Genomic DNA, 23,104 nt, shown 5'->3' with positions numbered 1-23,104 from the left:
GGTGCAGAGGATGGACGACGGAGGGCGCCGGGGTGTTCCCGGAGCGGGATCAGCCGGTGCCGTCGAGCCGGGAGGAGAGCGCGGAGGCCAGCTTCGACGCCCGCGGGGAGGGGCGGGCGCCGGCGGCGACGAGCACGTCGCCCACCGCGGCCAGGATCGGCTCGGAGCCGTCGACGAGCTCGACCTCCAGCTCGCGCCAGCTGCGCACCTCGGGGACGTCGCCGGGAGCGGTCGCGGCCACCGTCGCGGTCACCGTGTCGTCGGCGAGCTCGGCCAGCACCCGGCCGGCCGCGTCCCGCAGCGCGGTGACCACCCGCCGGGTGCGCATCGTCACGACCGGCCCGGGCACCTCCCCGGCCAGGAGCCCGGTGATCACCTCCAGGAGCTCGGCCGGTGCCACGTCGGTGCCGTGCGCCAGCGGCGCGTGCAGCTCCCGGCGGGCCCCGTCCGCCGGGAGCTTGAGGTGCCAGCCCTCGTCCGGCCCCCCGGTGCGGCGGCGCAGCGTCACCCGGGCGCGCACGAGCCGGAGGTCCGGGGTGTCGTGGTAGACCGCCGCCAGCTGGTGGAGCACCGGGGCGTCCACCACCGCGACGCCGGGGACCGCGTCCAGGGACGGCGGCACGAACGCCTCGTCCACGTCGAACTTCCGCTCGATCTCGAGCTGCTCGGCGACCACGGCCCGACCGTAGGGCACCGACCGGGGGCGGCCCACCGGCGCCCTGGCTAGCGTGACCGCCATGGCCCGGACCGACCCCGATCCCCGGTGGGCCGTCGCGGCCGCCACGCCGTGGGCGGTGTGGGCGGTGCTGCGCCGCACCGGCGCCGAGCGGGGCTTCCCGCTGGTGCCCGCGCTGGCGTTCACCCCCTACGCGGCCGCCGCCGCCGTCGTCCCCCTGGTCGCGGCCGTGCGGGCCCGGTCACGGGCGGGCACCCTGCTCGCCGCGGCGGCGGGCGCCACGCTCGGTGCCGCCGTGCGCTCGCACCGGGGCAGGCCGCCCGCCGGCGCCCCGCCGACGGGGCGGCGGGTGCGCATCGCCACGGTGAGCCTGCGCCGGGGGCTGGTCCCCGCCGAGCCGGTCGTCGAGCTCGTCCGCCGGCACGGGGTCGACGTCCTGGCGGTGCAGGAGCTCACCCCGGAGGCAGAGGGGCGGCTGACCGCCGCCGGGCTGGCGGACCTGCTGCCGCACGCCCACGTCGTCCCCGCCCGGCCGGGCAGCGTCGCCTCGGCGTCCGGTGGCATCTGGAGCCGGTTGCCGATCGACGGCCGCGGAGCCGTGCCGGGCGGCTTCGAGCAGCCGACGGTGCGGCTGCCGCTCCGCGCCGGGCCCGCGCTCGAGGTCACCGCGGTGCACGCCTTCCCCCCGGCGACGTCACCGGCCGCCGTCCGCGCCTGGACCGCCGACCTCGCCGCCCTGCCGGCGCCCGATCCGGCGGTGCTGCGGGTGCTGGCCGGTGACTTCAACGCCACGCTCGACCACGCGGCGCTGCGCGCGGTCCTGCGCCTGGGCTACCTGCACGCCGCCCGCGCCGTCGGCGTGGGGCACGCCTGGACCTGGCGGCCGCTGCGGCTCCCGGCCCCCCGGCTGGGCCTCGACCACGTGCTGGTCGATCCGCGGCTCGCCGTCGCCGGCTGCGGCTTCGTCCCGGTGCGGGGCAGCGATCACCGGTCCGTGGTGGTCGACCTGGTGGTGCCGGGCGGCTGAGGCGCGGCAGCCGATGTTCACCGACCCCGCCCGGTGGGCAGCCTTGTACGGCGGGACGCGCGACCGGGCGCGCCGCATGGAGGGAGCCGACCCATGTTGAGCGAGCACCAGGTCGCGGAAGCGATCGGCAGCACCGCCTACGGCGACGGTGGCGACAAACTGGGCACCGTCGAACACTTCTTCGTCGACGACCGGACCGGTGAGCCGACCTGGGTGGCGGTGACCACCGGCCTGTTCGGCACCCGGCACTCGATCGTGCCCGCCCGCGAGGCCTCCTGGGAAGACGGCCGGCTGCGGCTGCCGGTCACCGCGGAGGCGGTGACGAGCGCCCCGGCCGTCGGCGGGAACCACCTCGACCCGGGCGAGGAGGCCGAGCTGCGGCGCCACTACGGCATCGACGAGGCGCGGGGCGCAGGAAGCGGCGGTGGGCGCCACCGGGAACCCGACGACGCCGCGACCCCGACCGACGGCGCCATGACGCGGAGCGAGGAACGGCTGCGGGTCGACACCGAGCGGGTCGCTGCCCGGCGGGTCCGCCTGGTCAAGTACGTCGTCACCGAGGAGGTGCAGGTGACGGTGCCCATCCGGCGCGAGGAGATCCGCCTGGAGGAGATCCCGCTGGACGGCACCGCGGCGGCCGGGGACGCCGCCCACTCCGGTGAGTCGCACTCCGGTGAGTCGCACTCCGGTGAGTCGCTGGTGCCCGAGGACACCGCCGCGACGGGCCTGCCGGACGAGATCGTGCTGCACGCCGAGCGTCCTGTGTTCGGTGTCGAGGTGGTGCCCGTGGAGCGGGTGCGGCTGCGCACGGAGGTGGTGGAGGGCCGGGAGACGGTCACCGAGCAGGTGCTGCGCGAGCAGATCACCGTCGACCAGGACGGCACGCCCCGGAGCTGACGGCCGCCGGCCTCTCAGCCGCGCCGGTCGGGGAGGAAGCGCAGCCGGTCGCGGGTGGCCGCCACCTCGGCGGCGTCGACGTCGGCGAGCACGAGGGTCTCGGTCCCGGCGGCGGTGGCCAGCAGCTCGCCCATGGGGTTCACGATCCGGCTGTCGCCCGTGTGCTCGGTGCCGTCCCCGGCGGTGCCCACCCGGTTGCACCCCACGACGTAGGCCTGGTTCTCGATCGCCCGGGCCTGCAGCAGCGTCTGCCAGTGCAGGCGCCGGGCGGCCGGCCAGTTGGCCACCACCACGTAGAGGTCGGTCTCCAGGGCGGCGCGCCAGAAGACGTCGGCGAAGCGCAGGTCGTAGCAGATGAACGGGGTGATCCTGAGCCCCCCGATGGTCACCGTGAGCGGCCCGTCGCCGGCGCGGAACCGCTCGTGCTCGCCGCCGTGGGTGAACGGGTGCAGCTTGCGGTAGCGGTGCGTCCCGCCGTCCGGCCCGGCCAGGACGAAGGAGTTGTAGGGCAGCTGCTCCCCCGGGGCGATCTCCGGGCAGCTGCCGCCCACCCACACGCCGTGCTCGGCGGCCTGCGCGGCGAGGAACGCCGCCGACGGCCCGTCCTCGGGCTCCCCGATGCCCGGCGTCATCGAGAACCCGGTGGAGAAGGTCTCGGTGAGCAGCACCAGCTCGGCGCCGGCGGCGGCCGCCCGGGCCACCTGCGGGGCGAGCCGGGCGAAGTTCGCCTCCCGGTCCTCCCAGGCGATGTCGTGCTGCACCGCTGCGACCCTCATGCCAGCCTCCTCAACCGCTCGACCGCCTCGCCGAGCACGTCATCCCTCTTGCAGAACGCGAACCGCACCAGGTGCCGCCCGAGGGCGGCGTGCTCGGGCGTGTAGAAGACCACGGTCGGGACGGCGACCACGCCCGCCCGCTCCGGCAGCGCCCGGCAGAAGGCGAGCCCGTCGCCGTCGGGCTGCACCCCGCGGACGTCGACGGTGGCGAAGTAGGTCGCCTGCGGGCTGATCACCGGCAGCCCGGCCTCGCGCAGCCCCGCCACCAGGACGTCGCGGCGGTACTGCAGGTCGCGGGCGATACCGGTGAAGTACGCCTCCGGCAGCCGCAGCCCCGCGGCGACCGCGGGCTGGAACGGCCCGCCGTTGACGTAGGTGAGGAACTGCTTGGCGGTGCGGACGGCGGCCACCAGCGAAGCCGGGCCGCAGACCCACCCGACCTTCCAGCCGGTCACGTTGAACGTCTTGCCGCCGCTGGAGACGACGAGCGTCCGCTCGCGCATGCCGGGCAGCGTGGCGAGGGAGACGTGCTCCGCGCCGTCGAACACCAGGTGCTCGTAGACCTCGTCGGTGACGACCGTGAGGTCGTGCGTGGTGGCGAGCTCGGCCAGCACGGCCAGCTCGTCGCGGGTGAGCACCGTGCCGGTCGGGTTGTGCGGGGAGTTGACCAGCAGCAGCCGGGTGCGCGGCGTGATCGCGGCGCGCAGCTCCGCCTCGTCGAACCCCCAGGGGCCCGAGCCGTCCGCGGGCGGGTGCAGCGGGACGGGGCGCACCACGCCGCCGGCCATGGCGACCGAGGCGCTGTAGCTGTCGTAGATGGGCTCGAAGAGGACCACCTCGTCGCCGGGCTCCAGCAGGGCGAGCATCGCCGCCGCCAGCGCCTCGGTCGCGCCGGCGGTGACCAGCACCTCGGTGTCGGGATCGTAGGTGCCACCCGAGAACCGCTGCCGGTGCTCGGCGACGGCGGAGCGCAGCTCGGGGATGCCCGGGCCGGGCGGGTACTGGTCGGCGCCGGTGCCGATGGCGGCGCGGGCGGCGTCGAGCACCTCCGGCGGTCCGGGGTAGTCGGGGAAGCCCTGGCCCAGGTTGATCGATCCGGTGGCGACGGCGAGCGCGCTCATCTCGGCGAAGATCGTCGTCCCGAAACCGCGCAGCCGGGACGCCAGCGGTGCGGTCATGCGGCTCCTTTCCCGGGTCGGTTCCACGCGGCCCCCTGCAGGGTCCCGCGGCGAGCCTGCGAGTCGCGGGGGCAGGGGGTCCTTCTTCAGGCGATGCGGACGTCCTCGTGGCCTTCGATCGCCACCACGTCGCCGGAGCGCAGCTGCCGGCCGCGCCGGTCCTCCGGCTCACCGTTCACCGTCACCGCGCCGGAGAGCAGCACGTCCTTGACCTGGGCGCCGGTGGGGACGGCGTCGACCAGCTTGAGCAGCTGGCCGAGCCGGATGCTGTCCTCGCCGGGACGCAGATCGACGGTGCGCACGGTCGTCAGTCTGCCGCCCGGCGCAGCTCGTCGCCGACCCGGACCTGCCCGGGTGCGAGGACAGCGGCCCGCACGGCGAGCAGCCCCTCCCGCTCGCGGTGCACCGTCTTGAGCACCGAGGTGTCGCGCGGGATGCCGCCGGGCTGCGGGCGGGTGGTCATCACGCACCGCGGGATGCCGGTGCCGAACCGCAACCGCGCGCTGCCCAGGTCGGCCTCCGTGCCGCGCAGCGCGTCCTCCCCGGCGCCGTCCAGCACGACGTTGGCCCGGAAGCGGCGGCGGTCCCAGGTGCCCAGCGTGCCGGTGGAGACCAGGGAGAGCCGGATGCGCGGGCTGTCGTGGAACGGGCCGGGGGCGCCCTCCCACTGCCGCCACTCGTTCGGATCGGGCTCGTCGTCGCCCACGGCCGACTCGTAGGTCGGGACGGTGTCGTCGTCCCCGGCTGCCCGCAGCTCCACCCGGCGGCCGAGCCAGTCCGAGAGCACGGCCTCGTCCGTGGTGACCGTTCCGTCGGGGAGCACCACCTCGACCCCGCCGTCCGGGCGCACGCGGGCCGCGCCGAACAGCAGCTCGGGGACCCGGCGGGCGGTGAGCCCGAAGCCGGTGTCGCGGTCGAACAGCGCCCACCGCCGGTCACCGATGATGCCGAGCGGGCCGAGCTCCGCCTCGGCCAGCCGCTCGCCCTGCAGCGACTTCACCGGGTAGCGCCAGAGCTCCGCGACGCGCATCTCAGCCCGCCGGCGTCCAGGCGAGGGACCAGGTGCCGGCCCACTCCGCGCCCGGCTCGAGCACGTGCAGGTCGACGTCGTCGGCGAGCGCGTTGGGCGGGCAGGTCATCGGCTCGACGGCGAGGCTGCGCCGCCACTGGCCCTCGGGCAGGGTGTCGCCGCTGTAGACCTGCAGCCACGGCCAGGCGGCGTCGGCCGAGAGCACCAGCTCCCCCGCGCCGCCGCGCAGCCGCACGTGCCACCACCCCTGGTCGTCCCGGTCGAGGTCGGTGAGCGGGACGTCGAGCGCCCGGTCGCCGATCCGGCCGACGGCGCCGTCGAACGGCCGCCGCTCGCCCGTCGGCAGGCCGCCGTCCAGCACCAGCTCGGTGCGGGCCGGGAGCTCCACCTCCGCGTCGCCGATGCCGCCGTCCTGGGTAACCCCGACGGAGAGGTAGGGGTGGAAACCGGCGCCGAACGGCGCCGGCCGGTCGCCGGTGTTGCGGACGCGGAGCGTGCAGGTGAGCCGGTCGGCGTCGAGCGCGTGGTCCACCGCGACGGCGAGGCGGAACGGATAGCCGGGGTGCGGCTCCACCGTCGTCCCGACCGTGACGGACCGGTCCGCTTCCGCCAGCACCGTCCACGGCTGCCAGGCAACCAGGCCGTGGATGGCGTGCGGCTCATCGGGGGAGCGGACGTCGAGCTGGAGCTCCTCGCCGCGCCAGCTCCACCGGCCGTGCCGCAGCCGGTTCGGCCAGGGCACGAGGGTCGCGCCGCGCCAGCCGGGCAGCACCTGCCCGGCCGGGTAGCCGTCGAGGACCTCCCAGTCCCCGACCGCGAGCCGGCGAAGGGTCCCGCCGCGGAGGTCCAGGGCGAGGCGGGCGTCGCCGGCGGTGAGCTCCACCTCGGTGCGGTCGCTGGTGGGCCAGGTGTCGGGCATGCGCTCAGCTCACCACATCGCCGCCCCGCTGCCCCGGCGAGATCTGCACACTCGCCCCCATCGGGCCGTCGACGGGGGCCGGTGTGCAGATCTCGCGGGCTCAGGGGTGGTAGGTGACCTGCTCGGCGAACTCCAGCACCTGCTCCTGGGTGAACGCGTCGGGCACCTGGAGGGTGAAGGTCGTCCCGTCCTCGAACTGCGCCTGCAGGAACCAGCCCCGGTCCCTGGGCCCGTTGTCGACCCGGACCAGAGCTGCCGGCCGGCCCTGCACCACCACCTCCAGCTGCGGCCCCACCGGACCCATGAGGTTCGCGCGCACCTCGGCGAGCGGCGACACGTCCTCCGGCAGCGGCACGTGCACCGTGATCGTCTGCTGCTCGTAGGCGTCGTTCACCAGGGTGAGGACCCGCCCCATCTTGTAGAACTGCACCGACCAGCCCAGCGGTGCGAGCTCGGCGGCGAGCGTGGCCCGCTGCGGCCGATCGACCAGCGACTCGGCGACCGCGACCAGGTCGGCGGTCGCGCTGTACCGGCCCTCGCCGGTCATCGTCACCCACTGGTCGTCCCTGCGTTCCCAGAGGAGCTCGGCGAAGCGCTCCCGCCCACAGACCGTCAGGCCGTCGTCGCAGTACACGTCCCGGGTCCCGTGGACCAGGTCGGCGGACACCCCGTCGACGCTGATTTGCGAGCGCTCCGTGACGTCGACGTGCTCGAAGGAGTCCTCCCACCCGTCGGGCTCGTCCCCGTGCACGCCCACGGTGAACCGGTCGGCCCCGTCCGCGGAGTCGTACTCGGCGAAGCCGGCGGACTCCCCGTCCCCGGTGAACCCGGGCCGCATCCCCACGGGCTCGGGCTCCAGCGACAGCGGGAAGGTCGGCATCCGGAAGTCCACCAGGGTCACGCTCTCTGCCGGGGTCCCCGGCCCGTCGGGCGCGGCGATGACGACGGCGGCGGCCCAGGCCGCCGCCACCGTGACGGCGGCCAGCCCGATGCGCAGGGTGGCCTTACGGCTCGGCCGGCGCGCCCGCCGGGGAGCCGGGCCCTCGATCTCGGCGAGCAGCGCGGCGCGGGCGGCCGAGCGGGCGGCGGGGGAGAGCGGCGGCGCCGCGGGGCCCGCCTCGCGGAGCAGCGTGAGGTCGTTCATCGGTCCCCCTCCTCGGAGGTCGGGTCGAGCGGGAGGACGCCGCCGAGCGCGGCGCGGGTCTGGCGGCGAGCGCGGTGCAGCCGGGAGCGCACCGTGCCGACGGGGACGTCGAGGACGGCGGCGATCTCCTCGTAGCCGAGCTGGCCCCAGGCGAGCAGCAGCAGGGCGTCGCGGTCGCGGGGCTTCAGGCCGGCGAGCGCCGCGGCGAGCGGGCCGCGCAGCGCCTGGGCGTCGAGCCGGCCGGCGGTGTCCCCTGGGTCGTCGCCGGGCCGCTCGGGCTCGGCGGCCGCGCGGGCCAGCGCCTTGTAGCGGCGCTGCTCGGTGCGCACGTGCCCGTGGACGACGTTCGTCGCGATGCCCAGCAGCCACGGCCGGACCTCGACGTGGTCGGCCCGGTAGGCCGCCCGGCGCCGGAAGGCGATGAGGAACGTCTCGCTGAGCAGGTCGTCGGCCAGCTCCCCCACCCGGCGGCCCAGGTAGCGGTGCACCGTGGCAGCGTGCCGGTCGAACAGCGGGGCGAACTCCGCCGGGTCGTCGACCGACCGGGCGATCAGCTCCGCGTCGCTGGGGAGCGAGTCGGGCAGGGCGCGCAGCCGCGGGGGTTCGGCGGGTGGACCGGCGGACCGGTGCAGCGCCGTCGGGGTCACGGCCGGTGGTGATCCGGCCGCGATCGGTGAAGTGGTCACATCCCTTGATGTCCGGAGCGGCGGATCCGGTTCACGGCTTCCTCCCGGGAGACCGCGGTCGCCTCCCCGCCGCCGGGAACGCCGGCGATCCCGCGGGAACGTCGCCGACGCTCAGCCCTGGCAGTACTCGTCGCCGTAGGCGCTGACGGTGTCCGCCGCGGCGAGGAACTCCGTCAGCTCCTCCTCGCCCAGCTGCCCCTCCACGACCGCGCTGTCCAGGTCGCCAGCGGCAGGGAAGTTCTCGGCCATGTACCGGGCGGCCTCCTGCACCTCGTCCACCTCGTCGGGAACGCTGTCGGCCAGGTCCTCGAGCACCTCCCGGGCCTCCTCCCCGTCCTCCGGCTCGATCTCGGCGGTCGCCCGGTACTGGTCGCAGAAGTCCTCGACGCTGGAGCCACCGCAGGCGGTGAGGCCGAGCGGAGCGGTCGCCACGGCGGCGAGCAGGACGAGCTCCCGGATGCGCATGGCTCCACCCTCACACAGCGCGGCCACGAGGAAGGGGACCGGCCGGTATCCGAACGGCCTCAGGTCGCGTCGAGCTCCTTGGCGAAGAACAGCGAGTCCACCGCGTCCGGGTCGCCCACGTAGTCCCCGAACGCGCCGATCGGTCGGTACCCGGCGCCCGAGTAGAGGCCGATCGCCTCCGGCTGGAGCGGGCCCGTCTCCAGCCGCAGGCTGGTCCACCCCCGGGCGCGTGCGGCGTCCTCCAGCCCGGCGAGCACCGCCTTCGACACCCCGCGGCCCCGTGCCGCCGGCACCACGTACATGCGCTTCACCTCGGCCACGCCGTCGCCGAGTGCCCGGAGCGCCCCGCAACCCAGCGGCGTCCCGTCGTCGTCGCGGGCGAGCAGCACCACGGCGACGTCGGCCGCGGAGGGGTGGGTGCCCGGCTCCTCCTTGCCGCCGTAGCGGGCGCGGACCTCCGTCTGCTGGTCGGTGGTCAGCCGTCGCACGTCGGCGTCGTCCCACGTCGCTTCCTCCACCCGCACGGCGGAGATCATCACAGGGTGATGCCGTGCAGCAGCAGGGCGGCCAGCTCACGGTAGGCCGTCGCGTCGTCCAGGCCGGTCGCGCGCCCGGTGTCGCCGCGGCCGATGCGCAGCATCAGCGTGGTCACCGTGTCGGCAACCAGCGCCGGGTGCACCTCGCGGAACCGGCCCTGGGCGACACCCTCGGCGATCAGCTCGCGCACCCGCCCGGCCGCCAGGGCGGTGTTGCGCTCGTAGATCTCCCGCCCCGGGGGAAAGGTGTCCAGGTCGCGGTGGAAGGCCGGCCCCGCGGGGGCGAGGGCGGCGGCGACCGCGGTCAGGTAGGCGGTCACCCGCCGGGCGGGGTCGGCCTCGGTGACGGTGCGCGCCTCGACCGCCGCCGTCGCCTTGCGGAAGAAGTGCCGGATCACCCGGAGCGCCAGCTGCTCCTTGCTCCCGGCCAGCGCGTAGAGCGTGCTCTTCGAGCAGCGCAGCCGGACGGCGAGGTCCTCGAGCGTGAACCCGGCGAAGCCCTCGGCGAGGAACACCTCCTCGAGCTGGTCGAGCAGCTCGGCCTGGCGACGGGTCAGCCGCCCCTCAGCGGTCTCCATGCCACCTCCTCCCGGCGGGCCAGCATGGACCTGGTCGCAGAACAGTACTGCGGTACGGTCAGCAGTACTGTTCCCCGACCTTCCGGAGGAGATCCGTGGCCGTCGAGCGCGAGCTGCCCACGCCCGAGGCCGAGGACCTGCTGGCCCTCACCCGGGAGATCGCCGACGCGGAGCTCGCGCCGAAGGCGGCGGCCTACGAGCGGGAGGAGCGCTTCCCCCGCGAGGTCTTCCGGCTGCTGGGTGACGCCGGCCTGATGGGCCTGCCGTTCCCCGAGGAGGTCGGGGGCGGCGGACAGCCCTACGCCGTCTACCTGCAGGTGCTCGAGGAGCTGGCGGCCCGCTGGGCGAGCGTCGCCCTCGGCATCAGCGTGCACACGCTCGCCTGCTCCCCCATCGCGAACTTCGGCACCGAGGCGCAGCGCCGGGACCTGCTGCCCGAGATGGTCGGCGGCGGCCTGCTGGGCGCCTACTCGCTCTCGGAGGCGCACGCCGGCTCCGACGTCGCCGCGATGCGCGCCACCGCCACCGCCACCGACGACGGCTGGGTCGCCCGCGGCGAGAAGGCGTGGGTCACCCACGGCGGGCACGCCGACTTCTACTCGACGTTCCTGCGCACGCCCGCGGACGGGCCCCGGGGCATCTCCTGCTTCCACCTGACGCCCGACCTGCCCGGGTTCAGCGCCGCGAAGCCCGAGGAGAAGATGGGCCTGACCGGCTCCACCACCGCGGCGATCCGCCTGGACGACGTGCCGATCCCCGCCGACCGGCTGGTCGGCGAGCCCGGGCGGGGCATGGCGATCGCCCTCGGGGCGCTGGACTCCGGCCGGCTGGGCATCAGCGCCGTCGCCGTCGGGCTGGCGCAGTCGGCCCTCGACGTCGCCGTCGCCTACGCGGTCGAGCGGGAAGCGTTCGGCCGGCCGATCGCCGAGCACCAGGGCGTGGCCTTCCTGCTGGCCGACATGGCGGCGGCCGTGGAGTCCGCCCGCGCCACCTACCTGGTCGCCGCCCGCCGCAAGGACGCCGGCAAGCCGTTCTCCCGGCAGGCCAGCATCGCCAAGCTGGTCGCCACCGACGCCGCGATGAAGGTGACCACCGACGCCGTCCAGGTGCTGGGCGGAGCCGGCTACACCCGTGACCACCCGGCCGAGCGGTACATGCGCGAGGCGAAGGTCATGCAGATCTTCGAGGGCACCAACCAGATCCAGCGCATGGTCATCGGTCGCCACCTCACCGCCCAGGCGGCCCCGCCGGCGGGCTGACCCGCGCGTCCACGCAGCTGACGGGTTCCACGTGGAACCGGTGACAGCTGTCAGTGGTCCGCGGCCGCCCCGCCGGACCAGACTGGTGTCCCCGAGCGAGGAGAGCACCGTGCCCGAGCCCCACCTGCGCGCCGCCGACTCCGACCGCGCCGCCGTCGCTACCGCGCTCGGGCACGCCATGTCGGAGGGCCGGCTCACCGTCGCCGAGTACGACGAGCGCCTCGCCCGCGCCTACACCGCTCGCACCTTCGGTGAGCTGGCCGAGCTCACCGCCGACCTGCCGGCCGCGCCCGCCCGGCCCGCACCGGCACCGGTTCCCGCGGGCACGAGCCCCTGCACGCCCGGCGCCACGCGCCACGGGTTCTCACACGGCCGGCAGGCCTGGGGATCGTGGTCGAGCACGGCGCTGCTCGTGCTGGCGATCTGGGCGGTGACCTCGATCGCCGCAGGCGAGTTCCTGTACTTCTGGCCGTTCTGGGTGATCGTCCCCTGGGGTGCCTTCCTGCTGATGGGCCACCTGGGGGAGCGGGGACGCCGTCGGCTCCCCGGCTGACCGGCGGCCGTCACACCTCGCGGTACAGCTCCGTGAAGGTCGTCCCGCCGTCGGTGGAGACGAGGACCGCGCCCGGCACGGCCACGTGGATGCGCCCTCCCTCGCCGGTCAGCGCCTCCGGAGGGCCGCCGACGTGCCCGCGCTGCGACCAGGTCCGGCCACCGTCGGCACTGGTGAACACCGTGCCGTCGGGCGCGACGCCGACCCCCGACCCGTTGTCGGCGACGTCGACCAGCACGAGCTGCGGCGCGTCGGGGACCGCGCCGAAGCGCGATCCGCCGTCCTCCGACACCCGGAGGCCGTCCTGCGTGGTGGCCAGGACCCGCTGCGGGTCGGCCGGGTCGACGGCCAGGTCGGCAACCCGCATCGCGCCCCGGTCGGCCCACTCGACGCCGTCCTGGCTGACCAGGAGCCGACCACCGCTGTAGCCGTAGATCGTGCCGCCCGCGGCGTCGAGGGCGTGGAAGTCGGCCTCGCCCGCCAGCGACAGCGTCGTCCAGGACTCCCCGCCGTCGGTGGTCTCGAGCAGGCCGAGGTCGCCGGGACCGTCCTGGCCCGGCCCCGGGTGGCCGCTGGCCAGGTAGTGGCCGGGCCCCACGACGGTGAAGCCCATGAAGTCCTGCACCCGGTCGGCGATGCGGACCGGCTCGCCGTCGGCGGAGATCCGCACCAGCCCGTGGTGGGTCCCCGCGTAGAGCGAGTCGTCGGCCGGGTCGACACCGAGGCCGTGCACGTGCTCGAGGACGACCTCCGCGCCGGCGCCGTGGGCACCGTCCGCATGACCGTGCGGCGCGCCGGCCGGGGCCTCCTGGTCACCGGTCCCGCCGTCGCTGCCACAGCCGGCGAGGAGCGCCGGCACGGCGGCCAGCGCCACCCACCGGCTCCCCGCTCGGACCCGTCCGGACCAGCGCACCGCCACCTCCGCATCCGTCCGGCACGACCCGAGGTCGCGCACCGGTGGCCACCGTCGGTGACGGGCCGCCCGCCACGGTACGAGGCAAGCTCCGCCGGGCGGCGCCTGCAGTCGTCGGAACGACGACGTCCCGGGCCACCTGAGGTGACCCGGGACGTCGGAGTGCTGGTGGGCAAGGGGGGAGTTGAACCCCCACGTCCTTTCGGACACACGGACCTGAACCGTGCGCGTCTGCCATTCCGCCACTTGCCCTGGCGAGGCAAGACAGTATCAGCTGGCACGCCCACCGCCGCCGGGGGGTTCCGAGACCGCTCGCCCCGCGGACGACGTGCGGGGCGTCGCGTCTTCCTGGGCGGTCATGCGCGCCCGGCCCGGCTACGATCACGGGTGGCAGAGTGGGACGTCCGGCGAGCGCAAGGGAGCGACTGTGGGTGTGCTGCAGCGCTTCGAGCGCCGGCTCGAGGGGATGGTCGGCCTCGCCTTCGCGCGCCTCTTCAAGGGCAAGGTCCACCCCGCCGAGATCGCCAAGGCGCTCCAGCGCGAGGCCGACGAGCAGCGCTCCATCCTCGGCGAGGGCCGGGTGCTGGCGCCCAACGTCTACGTCGTCCGCCTCGGGGAGACCGACTTCGAGCACCTGGGCCAGTGGTCCGACCAGCTGGCCGGCGAGCTTGCCGACATGGTCACCGAGCACATCGAGGACGAGGGCTACCAGGTCTTCGACAAGGTCACCGTCGCGCTGGAGCGGGACGACGAGCTGACCACCGGCGTCTTCGAGGTCAGCTCGCAGGTCGCCGACCCCGCGCGCCCACCGGTCCGGGCCGACGCGCCGCCGCTGGCCTCCGCCCCGGTCGCCGGCCACCCCCCGCTGCCTCCGCTCCCGCCGCTGCGCGGGCGGATGGCCACCGACACCGGGAAGCAGAACCCCTCGGTACTCGGCCGCGCGGGCTCCCGGACGACGATGACCCACGTGCTGGTCGTCGACGGCCCGGGCACGCGGCACGAGCTCTCCACCGGCCGCAACGTCATCGGCCGGGGCACCGAGGCAGACATTCGCATCCCCGACACCGGCGTCAGCCGCAAGCACGTCGACGTCGTCCTCGACGGCGACGTCGCCACGGTGGAGGACCTCGGGTCGACCAACGGCACGCTGGTCAACGGCCGGCGCGTCAGCCGCCAGCCGCTCAGCGACGGCGACGTCATCCGTATCGGTCACTCCGTCCTCGTCTACCGGCAGGACGGGGCGTGACCGGCTCCGTGCGGTCAGGAGAATCCGGCATCCGGGAACAGACCTCCCGCCGCGATGCCGGGCAGGTGTCTGCCGGGGTGCGGCCGTGACTGAACTCGTCGTGCAGATCTTCCGCTTCGGCTTCCTCCTGCTGCTGTGGCTGTTCATCTTCGCCGCGTTCCGCGTGGTGCGCGCCGACCTGTTCGGCGGGCGTCCGGGTCGCGTCGCCACCGTGCCGCCCCGCTCGGCCACGCCGAAGAAGCGCGGCCACCGCGGTCCCAAGTCCCTGGTGGTCACCGCCGGGCCGCTCACCGGCACCAAGATCACCCTCGGTGACCAACCCATCCTCATCGGCCGGGCCGACGACTCGACCCTGGTCCTCACCGACGACTTCGCCAGCTCCCGGCACGCCCGCCTGACCAACCGGGGCGGCCAGTGGTACGTCGAGGACCTGGGTTCGACCAACGGCACCTACCTGGACCAGCAGCGCGTGCAGGGCCCGCTGCAGGTCGCCCCCGGCCAGCCGATCCGCATCGGCCAGACCGCACTGGAGCTGCGTTCGTGACGTTGGTCCTCCGCTACGCCGCGCGCTCCGACCGCGGCCTCATCCGCGGCAACAACCAGGACTCGGTCTACGCCGGGCCCCGGCTGCTGGCCGTGGCCGACGGCATGGGCGGCCACGCCGCCGGCGACGTCGCCAGCAAGGTGGTGATCGCCGCCCTCGAGCACCTCGACGAGGACACGCCGAGCGGCGACATGCTGCAGTCGATGCGGTCCGCCGTGCACGAGGGCAGCGAGCACCTGCGCGAGGTCATCCGCGAGTCGCCGCAGCTCGAGGGCATGGGCACCACGCTCACCGCCATCCTGTTCGCCGGCGGCCGGCTCGCCCTGTGCCACGTCGGTGACACCCGGGCCTACCTGCTGCGCGACGGTGAGTTCACCCAGATCACCCACGACGACACCTTCGTGCAGAGCCTGATCGACGACGGCCGGATCACCGAGGAGGAGGCGAGCACGCACCCGCAGCGGTCCCTCCTGCTGCGCGCCCTCAACGGCCAGGAGGTCGAGCCCGACCTCTCGATGCGCGAGGCGCGCGCGGGTGACCGCTACCTGCTGTGCTCCGACGGCCTGTCCGGCGTCGTCAGCGAGGAGACCCTGGCCGAGGCGCTCAAGGACCCCGACCCGGAGGCCACCGCCGACCGGCTGATCGAGCTGGCCCTGCGCAGCGGCGGCCCGGACAACATCACCGTGATCGTCGCCGACGTCCTCGAGGACACCGGTGGCAACGGCCGGTTCGACCCGGTCGTGGACGGCGCGGCCGGCGACAACATCGGCCAGCGCGAGGTGGACCCGCGCTCGGCCGCCGGCCGGGCCGCGCTCGCCGACCAGGCCGCTGCTCCCCCGCCGCCGCCCACACTGCCGACGGGCGGCGGCCCCTCCGCCCGCCGCCGCCCGATGCGCATCCTCCTGGTGGCGGGGGCCCTTCTCACCGTGCTGGTGGCCGGGGCGATCGGTACGTACGTGTGGGCGCTCAACCACTGGTTCGTGGGCGTGAACGGCTCCGGTGACGACCGGCAGGTGGCCGTCTTCCGCGGGCTGGACGCCTCGCTGCTCGGGATGGATCTCTCCCGCCTGGACCGGGGCACCGACCTCGCGCTCAGCGACCTGACCCCGGCCGCGCGCAACCGCGTCCTCGACACCATCACCGCCGACGACTCCGAGGACGCCGAGCGGATCGTCTCCGCGCTGACCGACCAGCGGCTGCCGCTGTGCCGCACCGCCGACAGCGGCACCGCCTCGCCCACGGAGGAGCCGGCGGTGCCGCCGGCCGCCGCACCGACGACCGCCCAGGAACCGGCGCCCGGGGAGCCCGCCCTCCCCGAGGCACCCGCGGAGGAGCCGACGAGCGTGCCGTCGCCGGCGCGGACGACGACGTCGCCCGTGCCGGGGGTGGACTGCCGGGAGGCCGACTGATGCCCGGACCCGTCACCGACCCGCGTACCGCCGCGGCCGAGACGCCCACCCGGCGGGGCACCGAGGCGTTGCTGCTCGCCTTCGCCGTCCTCATCACCGTCGCGGCGCAGGCGATCGTCGACCTCACGGTCACCGGCGAACTGCGCCCGGAGATGGCCGGCTTCAGCGTGTGGATCACCGCGCTGTGGGTGGTCGCGCACCTCGTCGTCCGCCGGTGGGCGGCCTACGCCGATCCGCTGCTGCTCCCGGCCGTCGCCCTGCTCGTGGGCCTCGGCCTGGCCGTGATCCACCGCCTCGACCTGGCGGCCGGACAGGTCGGCAGCACGATCACCCGCGAGGACGCACCCGTGCAGCTGGTGTGGGCGACCCTGGGCGTCGCGCTCTTCGTGGCCGTCCTCGTCGTCGTCCGCGACCACCGGATCCTCTCCCGGTTCGCCTACACGCTGGCGCTGATCGGACTGGTGCTGCTGGCCATCCCGGCCGTGCTGCCGGCGTCGATCTCGGAGGTCAACGGCGCCAAGATCTGGATCCGGGTGGCCGGCTTCTCCATCCAGCCGGGCGAGTTCGCCAAGATCTGCCTCGTCGTCTTCTTCGCCGCCTACCTGGTGGACAAGCGCGACGTGCTGGCGCTGGCCAGCCGCAAGGTCGCCGGTATCGAACTGCCCCGCGGCCGCGACCTGGGCCCGGTGCTGCTCGCCTGGATCGTCTCCATCCTGGTGCTCGTCTTCGAGCGCGACCTGGGCAGCTCGCTGCTGCTGTTCGGCATCTTCGTGGTGATGCTCTACGTCGCCACCGAGCGCGCCAGCTGGCTGTTCATCGGCCTGGGCCTGTTCGCCGGCGGCGCGTTCATCGCCTACCAGATCTTCAGCCACGTGCAGGCCCGCGTGAACACCTGGCTGGACCCGTCCGCCCACTACGACGGCGCCGGGTACCAGCTGATGCAGTCGTTGTTCGGCCTCGGCACGGGGGGGCTGTTCGGCGCCGGCCTCGGCGGCGGGCGCCCCGACCAGGTGCCGGTGGCCAAGAGCGACTTCATCGCCGCCGCCGTCGGCGAGGAGCTCGGCCTCTTCGGGCTGGTCGCCGTCATCGTGGTGTACCTGATCCTGGTCGAGCGCGGCCTGCGCACCTCGCTCGTCGTCCGCGACGCCTTCGGCAAGCTGCTGGCCACCGGGCTGGCGTTCGCCATCGCCTGGCAGGTGTTCGTCGTGCTGGGCGGGGTCACCGGGCTGCTCCCGCTGACCGGGCTCACCACGCCGTTCCTGGCCTACGGCGGATCGTCGCTCGTGGCGAACTTCGTGCTCGTCGCGCTGCTGGTCCGGATCAGCGACGCCGCGCGCCGCCCGGCGACGCAGCACGCCGCCCCGGTGCGGCTCGGGGACGCCCCGACCGAGGTGGTGACCCCGTGAACGCGCCGCTGCGGCGGGTGGCGATCAGCGTGCTGGTGCTGTTCACGCTGCTGATCGTCAACGTCAACGTCATCCAGGTGGTCCGCTCGGACGATCTCCGGAGCGACACCCGCAACACCCGGGTGATCGCCGAGTCCTACGACCGGGAACGCGGTTCGATCATCGTGGCGGGCACCGAGGTCGCGATGTCCGTGCCCACCGACGGCCGGCTGGAGTACCTGCGCACCTATCCGCAGGGGCCGATGTACGCGCCGGTCACCGGGTACCACTCGCTGGTGTACGGCAACCGGTACCTGGAGAAGGTCATGAACGACGTGCTCTCCGGGGAGGACGACCGGCTGTTCGTCCGGCGCATCGCCGACCTGTTCACCGGGCGCGACCCGGCCGGCGGCGACGTCGTCCTCACCCTCGACCCCGCCGTCCAGGCGGCTGCCATGGCAGGCCTGGAGGGTGTCACCGGTGGTGTCGTCGCCCTCGACCCGCGGACCGGCGCGATCCTCGGGATGGCGAGCACGCCCACCTACGACCCCGGCCTGGTGTCCGGCCACGATCCCCAGGCCATCCGCGAGAACATGGAGGCCATCACCTCGCAGGATCCGGACCCCCGGGTGAACCGCTCGATCGCGGACAACTACCCGCCCGGGTCGCTGTTCAAGGTGATCGTCGCGGCGGCCGCCCTGCAGGAGGGGCTGGCCCCCGAGTCCGTCGTGCCGGCCCCCCGCGAGCTGCCCCTCCCGAACAGCACCCGGGTGATCCCCAACTTCGGCGGCTCGGCGTGCAGCCCCAGTGGCGAGCAGTCGCTCACCGATGCGCTGACGATCTCCTGCAACACCGCCTTCGCCCAGCTCGGCCTCGATCTCGGCGAGGAGCAGGTGCGCGAGATGGCGGAGGCGTTCGGGCTGGACGACCAGGGCCTGCAGATCCCCCTGGAGGTCGCGGCGAGCACCGTCGGTGAGATCCCCGACGACGCCGCCCTGGCCCAGGCGTCCATCGGCCAGCGCAACGTGCGCATGACCGTGCTCCAGGCGGCCATGCTGGCAGCGACCGTGGCCAACGACGGCGTGCAGATGAAGCCCTACCTGATCGACGAGCTGCGCGCGCCCGACCTCACCGTCATCGACTCGACCGACCCGGAGGAGCTCCGCGAGCCCATCTCGGCGACCGTCGCCGACCAGCTCACCGAGATGATGGTCAGCGTCGTCGCCCGCGGCTCGGGGCGGGCCGCCCGCCTCTCCGGCATCGAGGTCGCCGGCAAGACCGGCACCGCGCAGGTGCGCGAGGGCGTGCCCGACCACAACTGGTTCATGGGCTTCGCGCCCGCCGACGACCCGCAGATCGCCGTCGCCGTGTTCGTGGCCAACGGCGGCGGTACCGGCGGCGACGTCTCCGCCCCCATCGCCCGCGACGTCATGGCCGCCTGGTTCGAGGGGCGGGGCTGATGGCACTCGGCATCGGGAGCCTGCTGGCCGGTCGCTACGAGATCACCGCGCCCATCGCCACCGGCGGCATGGGGGAGGTGTGGAAGGCCCGCGACCAGGTGCTCGACCGCATCGTGGCCGCCAAGGTGCTCAAGAGCGAGTACACCAACGACCCGAGCTTCCTGGCCCGCTTCCGCAACGAGGCTCGGCACACCGCGGCCCTGTCCCACCCCAACATCGCCTCGGTCTACGACTACGGCGAGACCACCGACGACAGCGGCGTGCAGACCCTGGCGTTCCTGGTCATGGAGTACGTCGAGGGCCAGCCCCTGGTGACGATCCTCCACGAGGAGGGCCGGCTGCCCGTCGACTGGACGCTGCACGTGCTCGGCCAGGCCGCGGACGGCCTCTCCGCCGCCCACCGGGCCGGCGTGGTGCACCGCGACATCAAGCCCGGCAACCTGATCGTCCGGCCCGACGGCGTGGTGAAGCTGACCGACTTCGGCATCGCCCAGGCCCGGGACGCCGCACCGCTCACCCGCACCGGCATGGTGGTCGGCACCGCGCAGTACCTCTCCCCCGAGCAGGCCCAGGGCATGGAGGTGACCGCCGCCTCCGACGTCTACTCGCTCGGCGTCGTCGGCTTCGAGTGCCTCTCCGGCGCCCGGCCGTTCGACGGCGCCTCCCAGGTGGCGATCGCGCTGGCGCACATCAACCGGCCGCCGCCCCCGCTGCCGGGGGACATCCCCCCGGCGGTCCGCCTGCTCGTCGAGCGGGCCCTGGCGAAGGACCCGGCCGACCGGTTCACCGACGGCGGCGCGTTCGCCGAGGCGGTCCGCCGCGTCGCCGCCGGCGACTCCCTCGCCGCCTCCGTGGTCGCCCCGGCGACCGCCCCGACGCAGATCGTGGACGTCGGCGACGGACACACCCAGGTCTTCGCCACGCCGGCCGCCGGCATGCCCGCGGTGTCGCCGGCCACCGCTGGCCGTCCGATGCCGCCCCTGCACGCTGCTCCGGACGACGACGACGACTGGACGGCCGGCGACGGACCTCCCGCCCGGGGCGGCAATCGGCGCTGGGCCTGGCTGGCCGCGGCCGTCGTGGCCCTGCTGCTGGTGGCCGGCACCACGTTCGTGCTGCTGTCCCGTACGGGAGCCGATCCCGGCAACGAGGACGCCGCCCCCACCACCGGCGCACCGACCACCAGCGCCGAGCCCGCCGGGATCCTGCTGGACCCGGCCCGGTACATCGGCCGGGACGCCGACGAGGTGGAGGAGGAGCTGCGGGAGGCCGGATTCACGTCGGTCTCGCAGCAGGAGGCCAGCGCGGGGCTGCTGGCCGCCCTCGGCCAGGCCCTGGACGAGGGCGACGTCGCGGCCATCGATCCGTCCGGCGTCGAGGCGACCCCGGACACCCCGGTCACGCTCTACTACTCCCCCGACGAGTACGACCCCGCCGCCGGGGAGGGCAACGAGGGCGACGAGGCCGACGAGGGCGACGAGGGCGACGAGGGCGAGGAGACGGCGACCCCGACGACCACGGCGCCGCCGACCACCACGGCCCCGACGGGGACGACCGATCCTGCGGAGGAGACATCGACGAGCGCGACGAGCTCGTCGACGACCACGACGCCCCCCGCCGGCGGCACGCCTGCTCCGACGACCACGGCACCCCCGCCGCCGACGACCACCGAACCGCCCGCGCCGGAGACCGACGCCGGAGCGAGCGCCGCGCCGACCCAGGGTGACGGACAGTGACCAGCTCGGCACTCGGATCCCGGATCGCGGGGCGTTCTGCGGTTAGGCTCGCCGACGGCCAGCAGTCCGCGGCGCAGATCGCCGCGGGCACGCTCCGCACCACCGGGCCGCGCAGGCCGCACGGAACCGCCCGAGAGGACCGTCGATGACCACGCCGCAGGTGCTCGGTGAGCGCTACGAGATCGGCGGAGTCCTGGGCCGCGGTGGCATGGCCGAGGTGCACCACGGCCGCGACCTGCGCCTCGGCCGCGAGGTGGCGGTCAAGGTGCTGCGCCACGACCTGGCCCGCGACCCCTCGTTCCAGGTGCGTTTCCGCCGCGAGGCCCAGGCCTCGGCCTCCCTCAACCACCCGGCGATCGTCGCCGTCTACGACACCGGCGAGGACCGCACGCCCAGCGGCGCCACCCCGTACATCGTCATGGAGTACGTGGAGGGCGAGACCCTGCGCGACGTCCTCCGGCGGGAGGGCCGGCTGCCGATCGAGCGGGCCATGAGCCTCGCCGCGGACATCAGCGGCGCACTGGACTTCAGCCACCGCAACGGCATCGTGCACCGGGACGTGAAACCCGGGAACGTCATGATCACCCCGCAGGGCACGGTCAAGGTCATGGACTTCGGCATCGCCCGGGCGGTGTCGGACTCCGCGGCCACGATGACCTCCACGGCTGCGGTGATAGGGACCGCCCAGTACCTCTCCCCCGAGCAGGCGCGCGGCGAGGGCGTGGACGCCCGGTCCGACGTCTACTCGCTGGGCTGCCTCCTCTACGAGCTCGTCACCGGGGCACCGCCGTTCACCGGTGACTCGCCGGTGTCGGTGGCCTACCAGCACGTGCGCGAGGACCCCCGCCTGCCGTCGTCGATCAACCCCGACGTGCCCCCGGAGCTGGACGCGATCCTGCTCAAGGCGATGAGCAAGAACCCGGCCAACCGGTACCAGTCGGCCGCCGAGATGCGCAACGACCTGCTCCGGGCGCTCGCCGGACAGCGGGTCGAGGCGACGCCGGTCATGGGCGACGCCGAGAAGACCGCCATCATCGGCGCACCCGTGGGCGCCTACGCCAGCGGCCACGGCGACGACGACTGGGACGACGACGGCGATCGGCGCCGCAAGCGCCGGATCATCGCGATCGTCTCGGTGCTCGCCGTGCTCCTTCTCGGTGGCGTGATCGCCGCGGCCGTGGCCCTGACCCAGGACGACGAGGCGCCGCCGGTCGCGCAGGTGACCGTGCCCGCGTTCGCCGGGCTGGACCAGGTCACGGCCGAACAGCGGATCACCGAGGCCGGGCTCGCCGTCGGCGACGTCACGACCGAGGCGAGCGCCACCGTTCCCGAAGGGCAGGTCGTGTCGAGCACCCCGCCCAGCGGTGCGCGGGTGGATGCGGAGACCCCGGTCAACCTGGTCGTCAGCGCCGGGCCCGACACCATCCTCGTGCCGAACGTCGTCGGCCTCACCGAGGACCAGGCGCGCGCCAACCTGGAGCAGGCCGGGTTCACCAACATCTCCAGCCGGCAGGTCGACTCCATCGAGTACGACGAGGGCCGGGTGGCCGCGGTGAGCCCCGCCGAGTCCAGCCAGGCGAACCCGGATGCCGTCATCACGCTGAGCGTCTCCACCGGCACCATCGAGCTGCCCGACGTCGTCAACCGGACCGAGACGCAGGCGCGGGCCCTCCTGCAGGAGGCCGGCTTCAGCGCCGGGCAGATCGAGATCCAGAACGTCGAGCGCGACGACGTCCCGCAGGGCACCGTCGTCGAGACCGACCCGTCGGCCGGGCAGGACGTCGGCTCGGGGGACACCATCACGCTCCGCGTGGCCGTCCCCACGCCGCCGGAGCAGCCGGCCACGCCCACCACGACCACCCCGTCCGTTCCGCCCACACAGCCGGAGACGCCGGACACGCAGGACCCGGAGGACGACGAGACCGGCGGCTAGCGCGACCAGCCTCCCGGACGCCGAGCAGGGCCCCTCCCACCGGGAGGGGCCCTGCTCGCGTACGTGGCTCAGGCGGTGGCGGAGCTCAGCCGCTCGGCGCGCGCCGTGGCGGCGGCCACCACGTCCTCCTCGGGCGCCAGACCGCAGGCGGCGAGCCATGTCGCGAGCATCCGGTGCCCCCCCTCGGTGAGCACCGACTCGGGGTGGAACTGGACGCCCTCGATGGGCAGCTCCCGGTGCCGCAGCGCCATCACCAGGCCCGACGGCGTGTGCCCGGTGACCTCCAGCTCGTCCGGCACCGTGGCGGGGTCGACGGCCAGGGAGTGGTACCGGGTCGCGGTGAACGGCGACGGCAGACCGGCGAGGACGCCGTGGCCCTCGTGCACCACCTGGCTGGTCTTGCCGTGCAGCAGCTCCGGGGCCCGCACGATCTCCGCACCGAACGCCTCGGCGATGGCCTGGTGCCCGAGACAGACCCCGAGGACGGGGGTGCCCTGCTCGGCGGCGGCCCGAACCATCGGCACGGTCACGCCGGCATCGACCGGGGCGCCGGGGCCTGGGGAGAGGAGCACACCCGCGATGTCCAGGTCGGGCAGCTCGTCGACGGTCACCGCGTCGTTGCGCCGCACCACGCAGCGCACACCGAGCTGCCCGAGGTACTGCACGAGGTTGTAGACGAAACTGTCGAAGTTGTCGACGACGAGGACCGGACGGTCGGCGGCGGTCATCGCGGTCGGGCTCCTCGCTGGGCGGT

The 23,104-nt window shown here is 74.7% G+C and carries 24 protein-coding genes and 1 tRNA gene; 11 read left to right on the top strand and 14 right to left on the bottom strand.

Features of this window, described 5'->3' with window-relative positions; translation table 11 throughout:
* Positions 1–49: 49 nt before the first annotated feature.
* Positions 50–676 carry a CYTH domain-containing protein gene (locus ACI8AG_RS04275; RefSeq protein WP_456596045.1) on the bottom strand — a complete coding sequence of 209 codons (627 nt, stop codon included), beginning with the start codon at positions 674–676 and terminating at the stop codon, positions 50–52.
* Positions 677–737: 61 nt separating this feature from the next.
* Here ACI8AG_RS04275 and ACI8AG_RS04270 point away from each other — a divergent pair, with 61 nt between their 5' ends.
* Together ACI8AG_RS04270 and ACI8AG_RS04265 are read left to right on the top strand one after the other, a co-directional pair.
* Positions 738–1,703: an endonuclease/exonuclease/phosphatase family protein gene (locus ACI8AG_RS04270; RefSeq protein ID WP_456596044.1), complete on the top strand. Its 966-nt coding sequence runs from the start codon at positions 738–740 to the stop codon at positions 1,701–1,703.
* 93 nt (positions 1,704–1,796) lie between these two features.
* Entirely contained in the window at positions 1,797–2,600 is an 804-nt protein-coding gene (locus ACI8AG_RS04265) for a DUF2382 domain-containing protein (protein ID WP_456596043.1), read from the top strand.
* A gap of 14 nt (positions 2,601–2,614) precedes the next feature.
* Here ACI8AG_RS04265 and ACI8AG_RS04260 read toward each other — a convergent pair whose 3' ends face one another.
* The 10 genes from ACI8AG_RS04260 to ACI8AG_RS04215 all read right to left on the bottom strand — a co-directional run bounded on the left by ACI8AG_RS04260 (position 2,615) and on the right by ACI8AG_RS04215 (position 9,912).
* Positions 2,615–3,376, bottom strand: coding sequence for a nitrilase-related carbon-nitrogen hydrolase (locus ACI8AG_RS04260; protein ID WP_456596042.1), 762 nt, complete (start codon positions 3,374–3,376; stop codon positions 2,615–2,617).
* Complete coding sequence (locus ACI8AG_RS04255) at positions 3,373–4,554, bottom strand: pyridoxal phosphate-dependent aminotransferase (protein ID WP_456596041.1); 1,182 nt, start codon at positions 4,552–4,554, stop codon at positions 3,373–3,375. The genes ACI8AG_RS04260 and ACI8AG_RS04255 overlap by 4 nt, the downstream gene beginning before the upstream one ends.
* A gap of 86 nt (positions 4,555–4,640) precedes the next feature.
* Positions 4,641–4,856 (bottom strand): RNA-binding S4 domain-containing protein, encoded by a 216-nt coding sequence (locus ACI8AG_RS04250; RefSeq protein WP_456596040.1) that lies wholly within the window; start codon positions 4,854–4,856, stop codon positions 4,641–4,643.
* Between the two features lie 5 nt (positions 4,857–4,861).
* Entirely contained in the window at positions 4,862–5,584 is a 723-nt protein-coding gene (locus ACI8AG_RS04245; RefSeq protein ID WP_456596039.1) for an MOSC domain-containing protein, read from the bottom strand.
* A gap of 1 nt (position 5,585) precedes the next feature.
* Complete coding sequence (locus ACI8AG_RS04240) at positions 5,586–6,503, bottom strand: aldose 1-epimerase family protein (RefSeq protein WP_456596038.1); 918 nt, start codon at positions 6,501–6,503, stop codon at positions 5,586–5,588.
* Positions 6,504–6,603: 100 nt separating this feature from the next.
* A complete protein-coding gene (locus tag ACI8AG_RS04235; RefSeq protein ID WP_456596037.1) occupies positions 6,604–7,647 on the bottom strand; it encodes a hypothetical protein in 1,044 nt (347 codons plus the stop codon).
* A complete protein-coding gene (locus tag ACI8AG_RS04230) occupies positions 7,644–8,333 on the bottom strand; it encodes an RNA polymerase sigma factor (RefSeq protein ID WP_456596036.1) in 690 nt (229 codons plus the stop codon). Before ACI8AG_RS04230 ends, ACI8AG_RS04235 begins: the two co-directional genes overlap by 4 nt.
* Before the next feature lie 111 nt (positions 8,334–8,444).
* A complete protein-coding gene (locus ACI8AG_RS04225; RefSeq protein ID WP_456596035.1) occupies positions 8,445–8,798 on the bottom strand; it encodes a hypothetical protein in 354 nt (117 codons plus the stop codon).
* A 59-nt stretch (positions 8,799–8,857) separates the two neighbouring features.
* Entirely contained in the window at positions 8,858–9,334 is a 477-nt protein-coding gene (locus ACI8AG_RS04220) for a GNAT family N-acetyltransferase (RefSeq protein WP_456596034.1), read from the bottom strand.
* Complete coding sequence (locus tag ACI8AG_RS04215) at positions 9,334–9,912, bottom strand: TetR/AcrR family transcriptional regulator (protein WP_456596033.1); 579 nt, start codon at positions 9,910–9,912, stop codon at positions 9,334–9,336. The genes ACI8AG_RS04220 and ACI8AG_RS04215 overlap by 1 nt, the downstream gene beginning before the upstream one ends.
* A 95-nt stretch (positions 9,913–10,007) precedes the next feature.
* On the opposite strand from ACI8AG_RS04215, the gene ACI8AG_RS04210 reads away from it, so the two are divergent.
* Positions 10,008–11,171: an acyl-CoA dehydrogenase family protein gene (locus ACI8AG_RS04210; RefSeq protein WP_456596032.1), complete on the top strand. Its 1,164-nt coding sequence runs from the start codon at positions 10,008–10,010 to the stop codon at positions 11,169–11,171.
* A gap of 109 nt (positions 11,172–11,280) precedes the next feature.
* The gene (locus ACI8AG_RS04205; protein WP_456596031.1) at positions 11,281–11,724 is read left to right on the top strand and encodes a DUF1707 SHOCT-like domain-containing protein; all 444 of its coding nucleotides are present in this window, start codon (positions 11,281–11,283) and stop codon (positions 11,722–11,724) included.
* Between the two features lie 10 nt (positions 11,725–11,734).
* Here the strand turns inward: ACI8AG_RS04205 and ACI8AG_RS04200 are convergent, their stop codons facing one another.
* Complete coding sequence (locus ACI8AG_RS04200) at positions 11,735–12,598, bottom strand: F510_1955 family glycosylhydrolase (RefSeq protein ID WP_456596030.1); 864 nt, start codon at positions 12,596–12,598, stop codon at positions 11,735–11,737.
* 205 nt (positions 12,599–12,803) lie between these two features.
* Positions 12,804–12,889: transfer RNA gene (locus tag ACI8AG_RS04195), tRNA-Leu, on the bottom strand.
* 175 nt (positions 12,890–13,064) lie between these two features.
* Here ACI8AG_RS04195 and ACI8AG_RS04190 point away from each other — a divergent pair.
* The 7 genes from ACI8AG_RS04190 (at position 13,065) to pknB (ending at position 22,350) form a co-directional block, all read left to right on the top strand.
* The gene (locus ACI8AG_RS04190; protein ID WP_456589566.1) at positions 13,065–13,883 is read left to right on the top strand and encodes an FhaA domain-containing protein; all 819 of its coding nucleotides are present in this window, start codon (positions 13,065–13,067) and stop codon (positions 13,881–13,883) included.
* 85 nt (positions 13,884–13,968) lie between these two features.
* Positions 13,969–14,427: an FHA domain-containing protein FhaB/FipA gene (locus tag ACI8AG_RS04185; protein ID WP_456589567.1), complete on the top strand. Its 459-nt coding sequence runs from the start codon at positions 13,969–13,971 to the stop codon at positions 14,425–14,427.
* Positions 14,424–15,836 (top strand): PP2C family protein-serine/threonine phosphatase, encoded by a 1,413-nt coding sequence (locus tag ACI8AG_RS04180; protein WP_456589568.1) that lies wholly within the window; start codon positions 14,424–14,426, stop codon positions 15,834–15,836. The genes ACI8AG_RS04185 and ACI8AG_RS04180 overlap by 4 nt, the downstream gene beginning before the upstream one ends.
* Positions 15,836–17,242: an FtsW/RodA/SpoVE family cell cycle protein gene (locus ACI8AG_RS04175; RefSeq protein ID WP_456596029.1), complete on the top strand. Its 1,407-nt coding sequence runs from the start codon at positions 15,836–15,838 to the stop codon at positions 17,240–17,242. Before ACI8AG_RS04180 ends, ACI8AG_RS04175 begins: the two co-directional genes overlap by 1 nt.
* A complete protein-coding gene (locus ACI8AG_RS04170; protein WP_456589570.1) occupies positions 17,239–18,681 on the top strand; it encodes a peptidoglycan D,D-transpeptidase FtsI family protein in 1,443 nt (480 codons plus the stop codon). Before ACI8AG_RS04175 ends, ACI8AG_RS04170 begins: the two co-directional genes overlap by 4 nt.
* Positions 18,681–20,417: a protein kinase domain-containing protein gene (locus ACI8AG_RS04165; protein ID WP_456596028.1), complete on the top strand. Its 1,737-nt coding sequence runs from the start codon at positions 18,681–18,683 to the stop codon at positions 20,415–20,417. Before ACI8AG_RS04170 ends, ACI8AG_RS04165 begins: the two co-directional genes overlap by 1 nt.
* A gap of 145 nt (positions 20,418–20,562) precedes the next feature.
* On the top strand, positions 20,563–22,350 hold the full coding sequence (gene pknB, locus ACI8AG_RS04160; protein ID WP_456596027.1) for a Stk1 family PASTA domain-containing Ser/Thr kinase: 1,788 nt from the start codon (positions 20,563–20,565) through the stop codon (positions 22,348–22,350).
* Positions 22,351–22,418: 68 nt separating this feature from the next.
* Here the strand turns inward: pknB and ACI8AG_RS04155 are convergent, their stop codons facing one another.
* Positions 22,419–23,078 (bottom strand): aminodeoxychorismate/anthranilate synthase component II, encoded by a 660-nt coding sequence (locus ACI8AG_RS04155; protein ID WP_456596026.1) that lies wholly within the window; start codon positions 23,076–23,078, stop codon positions 22,419–22,421.
* Positions 23,079–23,104 lie beyond the last annotated feature (26 nt).

Source organism: Blastococcus sp. SYSU DS0552 (assembly GCF_054050815.1).
This window is presented reverse-complemented; position numbering and strand designations above follow the sequence as displayed.